This window comes from Bradyrhizobium sp. UFLA06-06 (genome assembly GCF_054820065.1).
Genome location: NZ_JADFUD010000013.1, coordinates 1 through 13,093, shown reverse-complemented (window position 1 = coordinate 13,093; position 13,093 = coordinate 1). Strand labels below are relative to the sequence as shown.

Annotated in this window: 13 protein-coding genes; 6 read left to right on the top strand and 7 right to left on the bottom strand. The window is 65.7% G+C overall.

Annotation, left to right across the window (positions count from 1 at the left end):
• Window positions 1–10: 10 nt before the first annotated feature.
• Window positions 11–1,051 (top strand): gentisate 1,2-dioxygenase, encoded by a 1,041-nt coding sequence (gtdA, locus tag IF803_RS13650; RefSeq protein WP_461192481.1) that lies wholly within the window; start codon window positions 11–13, stop codon window positions 1,049–1,051.
• 185 nt (window positions 1,052–1,236) lie between these two features.
• Here the strand turns inward: gtdA and IF803_RS13645 are convergent, their stop codons facing one another.
• The 4 genes from IF803_RS13645 to IF803_RS13630 all read right to left on the bottom strand — a co-directional run bounded on the left by IF803_RS13645 (window position 1,237) and on the right by IF803_RS13630 (window position 5,368).
• Complete coding sequence (locus tag IF803_RS13645; protein WP_461192574.1) at window positions 1,237–2,064, bottom strand: ABC transporter permease; 828 nt, start codon at window positions 2,062–2,064, stop codon at window positions 1,237–1,239.
• A complete protein-coding gene (locus tag IF803_RS13640) occupies window positions 2,057–2,830 on the bottom strand; it encodes an ABC transporter ATP-binding protein (RefSeq protein WP_461192480.1) in 774 nt (257 codons plus the stop codon). The genes IF803_RS13645 and IF803_RS13640 overlap by 8 nt, the downstream gene beginning before the upstream one ends.
• A gap of 159 nt (window positions 2,831–2,989) precedes the next feature.
• Complete coding sequence (locus IF803_RS13635) at window positions 2,990–3,994, bottom strand: ABC transporter substrate-binding protein (protein WP_461192479.1); 1,005 nt, start codon at window positions 3,992–3,994, stop codon at window positions 2,990–2,992.
• Between the two features lie 12 nt (window positions 3,995–4,006).
• On the bottom strand, window positions 4,007–5,368 hold the full coding sequence (locus IF803_RS13630) for an FAD-dependent oxidoreductase (protein WP_461192573.1): 1,362 nt from the start codon (window positions 5,366–5,368) through the stop codon (window positions 4,007–4,009).
• A gap of 116 nt (window positions 5,369–5,484) precedes the next feature.
• On the opposite strand from IF803_RS13630, the gene IF803_RS13625 reads away from it, so the two are divergent.
• Together IF803_RS13625 and IF803_RS13620 are read left to right on the top strand one after the other, a co-directional pair.
• Window positions 5,485–6,369 (top strand): LysR family transcriptional regulator, encoded by an 885-nt coding sequence (locus IF803_RS13625; protein ID WP_461192478.1) that lies wholly within the window; start codon window positions 5,485–5,487, stop codon window positions 6,367–6,369.
• Window positions 6,370–6,431: 62 nt separating this feature from the next.
• On the top strand, window positions 6,432–6,695 hold the full coding sequence (locus IF803_RS13620; RefSeq protein ID WP_063709675.1) for a hypothetical protein: 264 nt from the start codon (window positions 6,432–6,434) through the stop codon (window positions 6,693–6,695).
• Between the two features lie 2 nt (window positions 6,696–6,697).
• Here the strand turns inward: IF803_RS13620 and IF803_RS13615 are convergent, their stop codons facing one another.
• Window positions 6,698–7,495, bottom strand: coding sequence for an enoyl-CoA hydratase-related protein (locus tag IF803_RS13615; protein WP_461192477.1), 798 nt, complete (start codon window positions 7,493–7,495; stop codon window positions 6,698–6,700).
• 178 nt (window positions 7,496–7,673) lie between these two features.
• Between IF803_RS13615 and IF803_RS13610 the strand changes: the two genes are divergently transcribed.
• Window positions 7,674–8,648 carry a 2-dehydropantoate 2-reductase gene (locus IF803_RS13610; RefSeq protein WP_461192476.1) on the top strand — a complete coding sequence of 325 codons (975 nt, stop codon included), beginning with the start codon at window positions 7,674–7,676 and terminating at the stop codon, window positions 8,646–8,648.
• A gap of 40 nt (window positions 8,649–8,688) precedes the next feature.
• Window positions 8,689–9,471, top strand: a complete 783-nt coding sequence (locus IF803_RS13605) for an SDR family oxidoreductase (RefSeq protein ID WP_461192475.1) — start codon at window positions 8,689–8,691, stop codon at window positions 9,469–9,471.
• On the opposite strand, the gene IF803_RS13600 is transcribed toward IF803_RS13605, so the two are convergent.
• Together IF803_RS13600 and IF803_RS13595 are read right to left on the bottom strand one after the other, a co-directional pair.
• The gene (locus IF803_RS13600) at window positions 9,463–10,194 is read right to left on the bottom strand and encodes an aspartate/glutamate racemase family protein (protein ID WP_461192474.1); all 732 of its coding nucleotides are present in this window, start codon (window positions 10,192–10,194) and stop codon (window positions 9,463–9,465) included. The genes IF803_RS13605 and IF803_RS13600 overlap by 9 nt on opposite strands.
• 10 nt (window positions 10,195–10,204) lie before the next feature.
• On the bottom strand, window positions 10,205–10,885 hold the full coding sequence (locus IF803_RS13595; protein ID WP_461192473.1) for an alpha/beta hydrolase family protein: 681 nt from the start codon (window positions 10,883–10,885) through the stop codon (window positions 10,205–10,207).
• Between the two features lie 263 nt (window positions 10,886–11,148).
• Between IF803_RS13595 and IF803_RS13590 the strand changes: the two genes are divergently transcribed.
• Window positions 11,149–12,984, top strand: coding sequence for a di-heme-cytochrome C peroxidase (locus tag IF803_RS13590; RefSeq protein ID WP_461192472.1), 1,836 nt, complete (start codon window positions 11,149–11,151; stop codon window positions 12,982–12,984).
• Window positions 12,985–13,093: the final 109 nt, after the last annotated feature.

Here is a 13,093-nt window from a genome sequence, read left to right as displayed (position 1 = left end):
GAGGCTTGCCATGGAAGCCGTGCAGAAGACCCCCGAGCGCGAGGCGTTCTACAAGAAGATCGACGGCCAGAACCTCTCGGCGCTGTGGAACGTGATGAACGATCTGATCACGCCGGAGCCGAAAAGCGCCTGCCGTCCTCACTTATGGAAGTTCGACCAGATCCGCGACTACATGAACGAGGCCGGCAAGCTGATCACGGCCAAGGAGGCCGAGCGCCGCGTGCTGGTGCTGGAAAATCCAGGCCTGCGCGGCCAGTCCAGGATCACGACCTCGCTGTTCGCGGGCGTGCAGATGGTGGTGCCGGGCGACATCGCCCCCGCCCATCGCCATGCCCAATCGGCACTGCGCTTCGTGCTCGAGGGCAAGGGCGCCTTCACCGCCGTCGACGGCGAGCGCACCGCGATGTCGCCGGGCGATTTCGTCATCACCCCGTCGATGACCTGGCACGACCATTCCAACGAAACCAATGAGCCGATGTTCTGGCTCGACGGGCTCGACATCCCGATGGTGCAGTTCTTCGACTGCTCGTTTGCCGAAGGCGCCAAGGAGGACCAGCAGTCGATCTCCAAGCCGGCCGGCGCAAGCTTCGCGCGCTACGGACACAATCTGCTGCCGATCGACCAGAAGCGGACCTCGAAGACCTCGCCGATCTTCAACTATCCCTATGAATACACCCGCGAGGCGCTCGAGAAGGCCAAGGTCGGCGACGAGTGGGATGCCTGCCACGGCCTGAAGCTGAAGTTCTCCAATCCCGAGACCGGCGATTTCGCGATGCCGACCATCGGCACCTTCATCCAGCTGCTGCCAAAGGGTTTCAAGACCGCACGCTATCGCGCAACCGATGCGACCGTGTTCGCCGCGATCGAGGGCAAGGGCCGCACAAGGGTCGGCGACCAGACCTTCGAGTGGGGACCGCGCGATTTGTTCGTGGTGCCGAGCTGGCACTGGGTCACCCACGAGGCCGATGCCGACTCCGTGCTGTTCTCGTTCTCCGACCGCCCGGTGCAACAGAAGCTCGACCTGTTCCGCGAGGACAGGGGCAACGCGTAACGATCGTCTGCGCAAGGCACGCAGCGCCCACCCCACGTCGTCCCGGCGAAGGCCGGGCCCATTACCACCAATCTCGATTGGTTGAACGCGTTGGGGCCCCAGCCTTTTTCCAACAACCACGCCCTGTGGTTATGGGTCCCTGCTTTCGCAGGGACGACAGCGGGGGTTGTGGCGGCAGCGTGCCCTCACCGCCAGTGCAGCAGGCGCGTCTCGAGCAAATTGATCAGCTTCCCCACCGCAAGCCCGAACAGCGACAGGATCACGACGCCGGCGAGCAGCTGATCGGTCTGCATCAGATTGCCGGCCTGCAGCACGAAGGCGCCGATGCCGTATTGCGCGCCGATCATCTCGGCGCTGACCACGAGCAGCAGCGCTACCGACGCGGTGATGCGGAAGCCGGCGAGGATCGAGGGCAGCGCGCCGGGCCAGATCACGCGGCGCACGATGGCGTGGAACGGCACGTTGAAGCTCTGCGCCATCCGGATCAGGTTGCGCGGCACCGCATCGACGCCGCTATAGACCGAGATCGCGGTCGAGAAGAACACGCCAAGCGCGATGGTTGCGATCTTCGGCTCCTCGCCGATCCCGAGCCAGAGGATCAGGAGCGGCAGCAGCGCGATCTTCGGAATCGGAAACAGCGCCGAGATGAAGGTGATGCCGACGCCGCGCGCCATGGTCGACAACCCGATCGCGAAGCCGACCATGACGCCGGCGGCCGTGCCGATGAGCCAGCCGGTGCCGATCCGCATGATCGACCACGACAGGTGCTGCCACAGTGCGCCCGACATCGCGAGCTTGTAGATCGCAACCGCGATCGCCGACGGCGCCGGAAGGAACAGCGGATTGACCCATCCTGCGCTGCCAGCGAACTGCCAGATCGCGATCACAAGCGCGAGCGCGATCCAGCCGGCATGGCGGCTGCCGCCAGGCGTGAAGCCGGCGCCGCGAAAGGCGACCGGGCGCGCCGCCTCCGCCGATTGGTCTTTCGCTTCCTGCAGCGCGCGGTCAAGCATGCTGGACCTCGCGCTCGGCATCGATCGCCTCCTTCCGGATCAGCGACCACAGCTCACTCTGCAGCGCGGCCATCGGCCCGCGCGCGTCGATCGTGCCGCGCTCGGCGCGCGTCATCGGGATGGTCACGATTTCCCGGATGCGGCCAGGGCGGCGCGACAGCACCACGATGCGATCGGCGAGCCGCACCGCTTCCTCGAGATTATGCGTGACATAGACCGCGCCCATCGCGCCGTCGGCGAGCAGACGCACGAAGTCCTCCATCAGGAGCTCGCGCGTCTGCGAATCCAGCGCCGACAGCGGCTCGTCCATCAGCAGGATCGCCGGGCGAACCGCCAGTGCGCGCGCAATGCCGACGCGCTGGCGCATACCGCCGGACAGCTGCTTCGGATAGGCGGCGCGAAAATCCGAGAGCCCGGTGCGGCGCAGCGCATCGTCGACCACGGCGCGGCGCTCGCCGGCGCTCAAGCCCGTATGCAGCAGCGGAAACGCGACGTTCTCCTCGACCGTGTTCCACGGCAGCAGCGCAAAATCCTGGAACACGAAGGTCAGCGGATTGAGGCTATCAGCCGGCGCCGCGCCGCGCAGCTCGGCGGCGCCTGTAGCTGGCCGCAGCAGGCCGCCAAGGATCGACAGCAGCGTGCTCTTGCCGCAGCCGGACGGACCGACGATCGCGACGATCTCGCCGGCGCGCACCGTGAAGGAGACATCGTCGAGCACGTCGAGCGCGCCGAAGCGATGGCTGATATGGTCGGCGATCAGGTCCATGTCACCGTGATCTCCGTGTCGATCCGTCATCCTGAGGAGCGCGAAGCGCGTCTCGAAGGATGAACGGCCCCGATGCAGCAGTTCGGCCGTCGACCCTTCGAGACGCCGCTGCGCGGCTCCTCAGGGTGACGGGGTCAGAGTGGTGCACACGTCGCGACATCAATCCGCCTTCACATAGTCCTTGGCGATGATTGCATTCGCGTCAAAGCCCTTATCCACAAAGCCCTGCCCCTGCAGCCATTTGATCTGGTTGTCGAGGTTCTTCACGTCGAGCTTGCCGTCGGGATCGATATAGGCGCAATTGCCGACCACCTGCGCGACCGGCAGGTTGGTGTATTTGGCGATGATCTCGAGCAGCGGCCTGGTTTTGTCGTTGATCGGCGCCACGCCGTCCTTGATCGCAGTCAGGATCACGTCGTGATATTCGTGGTCGGCACGGGTGAGCGCGGTGAGCAGCCTGGTCACCAGCGGTGCGTTGGTCAGCGCCTTCGGCGACGCGAAGATGGCCCCTAACTGCCACGGCGTCTCGTCGCCGACCCAGCCGAGCAATTTCGCGCCGTTGGAATCCATCAGCGTCCGCGCGGTCGAGACCGGCAGCAGCGCGGCGTCGACGGTTTCGCCCTTCAGCGCCGCGGCCGCGTTCGACAGCGACTGCAGCGGCACCACCTTCACCTCGGACAGCTTGAAGCCGTATTTGTCGGCGAGCAGGCCGAGCGAATAATGGAAGCTGGAGCCGACCTGGGTCACCGCGACGCGCTTGCCCGCCAGATCCTTCGGCGTCTTGAGGCCGCTCGCATAGGCGTTGTTGCTGGCGAAGTAGCCGATCAGGGGATAGCCGGCCTTCTCGCGGCTCATGCCGCCGATCACCTTCAGCGTGCCCTTGCCGGCGAGATTGTAGAGGCCGGCGGTGACGGCGGTGATCCCGAAATCGACATCGCCCGACGCGGTCGCAACCGCGATCGGCTGCGCCGCGTCGAAGAATTTGAGCTCGACGTCGAGCCCGGCGTCGCGGAAATAGCCCTTGTCCTGCGCGATGAACACCGGCGCCGAAGACGACAGCCGCAACACGCCGATCTTCGCCTTCAGCAGATCGTCGGCCCGCGCGATGCCGCTCGCGGTCCACACCAGCATGCCCGCGAGTGCGAGCCGCACCCAACCTCTCATTGCCGTCTCCACTCATAATCCTTCAGGCACGGCCTGATCGCGGCCTATGAACGCGCCCTGTGTGCCGAGCTGTTGTTGCAACTTTTCGACGGAAATGTCGCGCGGAATCGTATTGCCCGACAGCGCGAGCGCGGCCGCGGTTCCCGCCGCCTCACCCATCACAAAGCAGGCACCGGAGACCCGCGCCGCCGATTGCCCTTCATGGGTCATCGACGCGCAGCGGCCGGCGACCAGGAGATTGTCGACGCCTTCCGGTACCAGCATGCGGTACGGCAACTCGTTATAGCCGCGGCTCTCCGGGATCGGCGGAAACTCGAAGATCACATCGCCCGGCACATGGGATTCCTTCGGCCAGCCATTGACGCCGATCGAATCCTCGAACGAGGCGCAGCCCAGCACATCCTCGCCTGACAGCAGGTAGCCGCCGATCACACGCCGCGTCTCGCGGATGCCGAGCTGCGGCGGCAGATCGACGATGTAGGAATTCTCGAAGCCCGGCACCGTGCGCAGGAACTTGAACGCTTCGACCGCCTGGCGGCGGCCCTCGATCTCGCCGCGCGTCATGTCGTCGGGATCGATGCCGGAAATGGCGCCGCCGTCGCTCCGCGTCACCTGCGTGAAATTCACCCGCCATTCGATCTGCGATTTCTGCGGCCGCACGATGGCGGATTTGCGCGGGAATGTGTGGGTGCCGGCGGCCTCGGCCTGTGCCATCCGCTCCGGGATGGTGCGCCATGCATCGCCGGCTTTCGCGGGATCGATGCCGTTGAGGCGGAACATCATCGAGGGGTAGAGCATGCCGCCCTGGTTGTCGCCGACTTCATGGGGCGCCCCCGCCCACACCGCGAGGTCGCCGTCACCGGAGCAATCGATGAAGATGCTGGCGCGCACGGCCTGCCGGCCGGCCTTGGTTTCGACCATCAGCGCACGGATGTGCGAACCATCCATGACGACGCCGGCGCCGAGCGCGTGGAACAGGATGTCGACCTTGTGATGCGCCAGCAGATCGTCGGCCGCGATCTTGTAGGCCGCGGTGTCGTAAGCCTGCGCGAATATCTTGCCGAGGATCAGATGCGGCGCGTTCAGCCCGCCGAGCCGGTCGATCCGCGCCAGCAGGTCGGAGGCGATACCCTGCACCACGCGGTGCATCTCGCCGAAGATGTTGGCGTGCAGGCCGCAGAAATTGGTCACGCCGGCCGCGGTGCCCATGCCGCCGAGAAATCCGTAACGCTCGATCAGCAAGGTCCGCCGTCCGGCACGTGCCGCGCCGACCGCTGCCGCGATGCCGGCCGGTCCGCCGCCGAGCACCACCACGTCATATTCGCCATAGACTGGGACCTGCCGCGCAGGTTCTTCGATCGTGCTCGCTCGCATCATTTCCGCCCTGAACAAAGTTGATTGGGCCAACTATGAATTGATGCAGATTGCAGTACAATCCACCAAATTATGTAATCAGCTTTCGCGAATCGAGAAAGGCCCAAGCAAGGCAGATGGATACGCTGGTCAATCTCGAAGCCTTCCTCGCCACCGCCGATGCCGGCGGCTTTTCCGCCGCGGCGCGCAAGCTCAATATCGCGACATCCGTCGTCGCCAAGCGCGTCACCCAGCTCGAGGAGCGGATCGGCACCGCGCTGTTCCACCGCTCGACCCGCCAGTTGCGGCTGACCGAGGCCGGCCAGCAATATGTGCATCGCGCCCGCGGCGTGGTTGCCGATGTCGGCGATCTCTTGTCGCGGATGGGCGAGAAGCAGCGCGACCTCTCCGATCATCTGCGCGTCAAGGCGCCGACCTCGCTGACGGTGGCGCGGCTCGCCGATGCCTTCACGATCTTCCAGAAGCAGAACGGAAGCGTGAAGCTCGAGATCGTGATGATCGATCGCCCGGTCGATCCCGTGACCGAAGGTTTCGACCTCGCGATCGGCGCCTTCCCGCATTCCTTTGGCGGCGTCGTCGACGAACCTTTGTGCCGGCTGCCGCGCCTCGTATGCGCCTCGCCGGCTTATCTGAAGAAGCACGGCATACCGAAGCATCCGCGCGACCTGGTCGATCATCGCTGCCTCAGCTTTCTGCCGACCGGACCGGAATGGCCATTCGAGGGACCGCGCGGCCGCATCAATATCCAGGTCCGCCCGATTCTCTCTTCGAACGAAGGCCGCGTGCTGACGCAAAGCGCGATCGCCGGCAACGGCATTGCGTTGCTCTCGCATTATCTCGTCGCGGACGCGCTGCGCGACGGCGCCTTGCAGCCGGTACTCACCGACTTTCCGATTCCGGAATTGTGGGTCAAGGCCGCCGTTCCCGAGCGCCGCATCGATGCCGCCGCGGTGCAGGCGCTGCTGAAGACATTGAAAAAATCGCTATCGCAGCCGCTGTGATGCGACGCCGGCCTTGCCGTTGGCGTGCCGAGCTGAGACAAGGACGCGAAAGGATCGCCCGCTTGAAACTCCTGATCTCAATGTCGTTCGGTCTCATCATCGTCGCTGGGCCCGCGGCGGCAATCGAGACCTGCCGCTTCATTGAGGCCAAGGCGGAGCGCGAGGCCTGCTACCATCGGCAAGAGCAGGACCTTGCGGCGAAGCGCAAGCCCGAGCCGCCGGTGACGCGGTCGAGCGAATCGAAGACGTTCGATCAGCTGCAGCAGATGCGCCGCGACGACGAAGAGGTCTATCGCAGCATGCGCGGCATCTGCCGCGGCTGCTGAGCTTACGCGCCGCCGCCCCAGCGGCCCGCGCGCTTCTCGGCGAAGGATGCAAGCCCTTCGGCAGCTTCCGCGGTCTGCCGCTTGGCCGAATGCAGATGAACGAGGCGCTTGTAGGCCTCATCGTCCACCGCCATGCCGCCGAACGAGCTCTCCATCGCGAGCTTCTTGGTCTCGGCCATCGCATCCGGCGCATTGCCGAGCAGTTGCTCGACGACCTTGGCGCCGGCGCTTTCGAGATCGGCTGATGGCACGACCTCATGGACGAGGCCGATGCGGCGGGCATCCTCGGCGCCGAACCGCTCGCCGGTCAGCGCATAGCGGCGCACCTGGCGGACGCCGATCGCGTCGCAGAGCTGCGGGATGATGATCGCCGCGGTCAGGCCCCAGCGCACCTCGGTGATCGAGAACAGCGCATTGTCGGCCGCGATCACAATATCGCAGGCCGAGATCACGCCAGTGCCGCCGCCGAAGCAGCCGCCCTGCACCAGCGCTACGGTCGGGACCGGCAGCGTGTTGAGGCGCTGCACCGCCTCGAAGGTGGCGCGCGATGCCGCCTCGTTCTCCTCGAACGATTTCGGCCGTACGCCGTTGATCCATTTCAGGTCGGCGCCGGCCTGGAAATGCTTGCCGTTGCCCTTCAGCACGACGACGCGCACCGGTTTGGTCGAGAGATCGTCGATCGCGGCCAGCACGCCTGCAATCAGCGCGCCGTCATAGGCATTGTTGACCTCGGGACGATTCAGCGTGACGGTCGCGACCCCGCGCGCATCGAGGCTCCACAGGACTGGGCTGGCCGACATGACGTTGCTCCCTCGTTCGGCATTGCTGTTGTCTCGTACTAGCCTTGCACTATGGCGAGAGCAGATGCCTTGATCCATCACTTTCGAGCGCGCGCGACCGCGCCACGCGCATGACGGGTTGCGCGATGCCTCGCGCTTGTGGAAACTGACGGGCACATTGCGGAGAATTGTTCCACTCATGCGTATTTGCATTTTCGGCGCGGGCGCCGTCGGCAGCCACTTCGCGGTCCGGCTCGCGCGCGCCGGTCACGATGTGGCGTGCGTGATGCGCGGGCCGCATCTCGACGCGGTCAGGACCGGCGGACTGACGCTGAAGGTCGGCGATAGCAGCGTCACCGCGAAGGTGAAGGCCTCAGCCGATCCTGCCGATCTGGGGCCGCAAGACATCGTCATCAGCACACTGAAGGCGACCGGCATCGGCGCGCTCGCAACCGGGCTCCCGCCGCTGCTTCGGCGCGACACAGCAATCGTGTTCGCGCAGAACGGCATTCCCTGGTGGTACGATCTCGGCCTGCCGCCGCAGCATCCCGCCATCCCCGACCTCGGCTTCCTCGATCCCGGCGGGCATTTGCGCAGCGTCATCCAGAAGGAGCGCATCATCGGCGGCGTGATCTTTTCCTCCAACGAGGTGGTCGCGCCTGGCGTCGTCGCGAACCTGTCGCCGGACCGCAACCGCCTCTTGATCGGTGAATGCGACGATCGGCAGAGCGAGCGCATCGCCCGCCTGCGCGCGGCGCTCAACGACGCCGCGATCGAATCGCCCGAGGTCAAGCAGATCCGCGAGACGATCTGGTCGAAGCTCTTGACCAACATGTCGATGTCGGTGCTCTGCCTGTTGACCGGGCTGACCGCGCGCGGCGTCCGCGACGATCCTGACATGCAGGACGTGATCCCGCGCCTGCTCGACGAAGCCAATGCGGTGGCGACACGCTATATCCCCGCCGTCAAGCGCGTCACCCGCTCAGGGCCAGCGCCGGACCACAAGCCGTCGATCCTGCAGGATTACGAACTCGGGCGCGCCATGGAGATCGACGTGCTGGTGCGCGCACCGGCGGCGTTTGCCCGCGCAGCCGACATTTCGACCCCGATGCTCGACCTGATGGCCGCGCTCGCAATCCAGAAGGCGCGTGACAAGGGCCTGTATCAGGGCTGACAATCCGACCCACCACGATAACAAGCAGGGACATCGAACCATGCAAGTCAAGGACAAGGTCTGCGTCGTCACCGGCGGCGCGGGCGGGATCGGCGAAGCGGTGGCGCGGGCCTATGCGGACGCCGGTGCGCGCGGCGTCGTGGTCGCCGATCTCAAGACCTCGCGCGACAGGCTCGCCAGCGTCGCCGGCGATATCGACGGTCTGGCGGTCACCGCCGATGTCGGGCTCGAGGAGGACATCAAGGCGTTGATCGCCGCGGCCGAGGACAAATATGGCCCGGTCGACGTGTTCTTCTCCAATGCCGGGCTGTCGCGCAAGGGACAAGAAACCGCGTCCGATGCCGACTGGGATGTGAGCTGGCGCGTGCATGTGATGAGCCACGTGTTCGCGGCGCGCGCGCTGGTGCCCGGCATGCTCGCGCGCGGCTCCGGCTATCTCATCAACACTGCATCCGCCGCGGGGCTGTTGGCCTCGCTGAACTCGATGCCATACGGCGTGACCAAGAACGCCGCGGTCGCGCTCGCCGAACACCTCGCCATCCAGTATGGCGATCGCGGCATCCGCGTCTCCGTGCTCTGTCCGCAATCGGTGCAGACGGGGATGACCACGCCGGGCCCGAGTGCCGCGCGCGTTGACGGCGTGCTGCAGCCGGGCGAGGTCGCGCGCATGGTGATCGAGGCGATGGCCGAAGAACGTTTCCTGATTCTCTCCCATCCGCAGGTGCAGGAATACATGCAGCGCAAGGCCACCAATCGCGAGCGCTGGCTGTCCGGCATGCGCCGCCTGCGCGACCGGATCTATGGCGGGGTTGCGTCAGCCTGACGGCGGCGCAAATTTCTCCAGCAGGCCGGAATAGGCTTTGGCCGCGGGCGACGCGTAAGCACCGCGGCGCGACGTCGTGAGCTTGAGGCCGGCAAGCGCCTCCGCCTGCTTCACCGCGGCGGCCACGCCGTCGACCACAGGCGCGCCGAACTGCACCGACAGCTCATGGGCAAGATCGGCCATGCCGGCGCAGCCGAGCACGATGGCGTCCGCACCCTTATCCAGCGCGCGGGCGACCTCCGCCTCCAGCCTCGGTCTGGCGCCCGAGCCCGGCTTCTCGAGATCGAGCACCGCGACATCGCAGGCGGTGACCACCGCGCGGTCGGTAAAGCCGTAGCGGCGGACCAGTTCCTCCAGCGGGACGATCGAGCGCGGCAGCGTGGTGACGATGCCGATGCGCTTGGCGATCTGACCAGCGGTGACCAGCGCCGCCTCGCAGATCCCGACCACCGGATAGCGCGCCGCCGACCGCGCGGCATCGAGCCCGGTATCGTCGAAGCAGGCGATGATGCCGGCATCGGCATCGGGCGTCTTCAGCAGCGCCTCGATCAGCCCGGGAACGGCGAACGCTTCGTCATAGAAGCCCTCGATCGAGGCCGGTCCCATCGCAGATGTGACGGCGACGATCTCGGTGCTAGGTGCGGCCACCGCTTGCGCAGCGGCCGCGATGGTCGCGGTCATCGACACGGTGGTGTTGGGATTGACGATCAGGATCCTGGTCATGTGTTTCGACTCACGAATGCTTCGCGACCCAGCCCGCGAAGGCATCGAGCACCTCGGTCATCACCTCGCGGTCGTTGCGGCCGGAGCGCTTGAGGACATGGAAGGAGTGGTCGGCCTCCTGCACGAGATGCAGCGTCGCGCGCGCGCCCAATCCCTTCACCACCGGCTCGAGCAGGTCGAGCTCGGCCAGCGCATCGCGCGTGCCCTGCAGGAACAGCATCGGGACCTTGACCTCGGCGAGATGCTTGGCCCGCTCGCTCGACGGCTTGCCGGCGGGATGCAGCGGAAAGCCGAGGAACACCAGCCCGCGCACGCCGGCGAGCGGCGCCCTGGCCTGCGCCTGCGACGTCATGCGTCCGCCGAACGACTTGCCGCCGGCGAACAGCGGCAGTTCGCCGCAATGACGCACGGCTTCCGCCACCGCGGCGCGCACCGTTGCCTGCGCGACGGCGGGCGGATCGGGCCGCTTGCTGCCCTTCTCCATGTAGGGAAACTGATAGCGCAATGTCGCGATGCCGCGCTCCGCCAGGCCCTCCGCGATCACGGCCATCGACGGATGCGTCATGCCGGCGCCGGCGCCATGGGCAAACACATAGGCGCTACGGGCCTGCGCCGGCCGCAGCAGCAGCGCGGACACCGTGCTGTCGTCCGAGACAGTGATCGAAAGCTGTTGTGCAGCTGACGCGTTCAAGATGACATCTCGAAGAATTGTTGCTCCGTTACTTCTAGTCGCAGGCCTCGATGCGCGCAAATGCCGCCGCAACCGGCACGCCGCAAGTGAACTGGCTCACAGCCAGCCAACGTTTCCTTTGCAACATTTCCGTTGTTAGACCAAGCGCCGCCACTGTAGGATGGCGCACACCGCATCACACGCTTAACGAGAACTCGTTTTTCGGCGAATTTTAACATCTCGTCCATATGAGGCGCGGGTACCGCGAATTGGGGGAACGGGGCATGCCTCGCAAGACGATATTCGTCATCGGACTGTTGATTGTCGCCGGCGTCCTCTATTTCAAGGACGATATCGAGACGGTCGCGAGCGGCTTCCGCGTCAAGGTCGTCGACTACCAGCCGCCGGCAAAGACCGTGTGGCTGGATCAGAATGTCAGCGCGGAGCGGCTGCGCTGGTTCTACCACGCCGACCAGGGCACGCGAACCTTCGGCATTCCCCATGAATGGTTCATGGCGCTGGAGCAACCGACGGTCTGGCCGCTGTTCACCGCGGCGCCGCGACTCAGCGAGACCAATTATCTCGGCCGCTTCGGCTTTATTCCCGACACGGTGATTCCGGGCAAACCCGATGCGCTGCCGATCGGTTTCGCGCAGGGCGGCCCGATGGCCGATGCCAACGGCGCGCCATGGCGCAACCCGCACAGCAAGGCCGACATGACTGGCGTAGGCCTCACCTGCGCCGCCTGCCACACCGGAAGCTTCAGCTATCGCGGCACCGAGATCGTGATCGACGGCGGGCCGGCCAACACTAATCTGTTCGAATTCCAGAAGAGCGTCGGCGTCTCGCTGCTGCTGACGCGGTTCTGGCCGGGGCGCTTCTCGCGCTTTGCCGACGAGATCCTCGGCAAGGATGCCAGCCTCGACGAGCGCATGGCGCTGCGCGGCCAGCTCGACCTCGTGCTGAAGCAATACGCCAACATCAATTCGCTGGAGAACAAGGTCGCCGCCAACAGCGTCGAGGAAGGCTATGCGCGGCTCGACGCGCTGAACCGGATCGGCAACCAGGTGTTCTCGATCGACCTGAACAACCCGAACAACTACGCCTCGCATTCGGCGCCGGTGCATTTCCCGCGAATCTGGAACGCACCGTGGTTCAGCTGGGTGCAATATGACGGCTCGATCATGCAGCCGATGGTGCGCAACGCCGGCGAGGCGCTCGGCGTCAGCGCCGAGCTCAACCTGCTCGACGAGTCCAAGGGACTTTACAAATCGAGCGCGCGGATAGACGTGCTGCACGAGATGGAGCGGATGATCGCCGGCGAGCCGCCCAGCGAGGACAAGGGCTTTGGCGGACTGGCGTCGCCGAAATGGCCGGAGACCATCCTGCCGCCAATCAACATGGATCTCGCGAAGAAGGGCGGCGAGCTCTACAAGACGCATTGCCAGGGCTGCCACGGCCCGGCGATCGACAGCAAGGCGCTGCCCGCGAGCGAAGCCTTTGCGCTGTTCAAGGACAAGAAGCGCTGGATCAAGAACGAGGCCGGCCAGCCGCTGCTCGATGTCGAGATGATTCCGATCAGCCATATCGGCACCGACAGCGCGCAAGCCGAGGGCCTCGCGCACCGCACCGTCGAGACGCCGGCCAATCTCAACATCAAGGACGGCAGTTTCGGTCCGGCGCTCGGCGACCTCGTCGAGAAGACCGTCGATTATTGGTACGACCAGAACAAGACCCCGCCGGAAGATCGCAAGCGCATCAACGGCTACCGGCCGAACGAGATCCAGGCGCCGCTCGCCTACAAGGTCCGGCCGCTCAACGGCATCTGGGCGACCCCGCCCTATCTGCACAACGGCTCGGTCCCGACCATCTACGCACTGCTGTCGCCGGTGAAGGATCGTCCCGCAACCTTCTATCTCGGCAGCCGGGAGTATGATCCCAAGGATCTCGGCTATGTCTGGAAGGACAAGATCAAGAACGCCTTCATGCTCGACACCACCAAGCGCGGCAACAGCAATTCCGGACACGAATTCTCCAACGAGAAGCGCACCGGCGTGATCGGGCCGGAGCTGAAGGAAGACGAGCGCCGCGCCCTGATCGAGTTCATCAAGACGCTGTAGGCCCCGAACGGGCTGCGCCCCCTCTCCCGCGAGCGGGCAGGGCTATCGCATATGCCCCTTGGCGACCGCGCAAGTGCTTGGCCTCGTGGTTCGAGACGCGCCGCAAGCG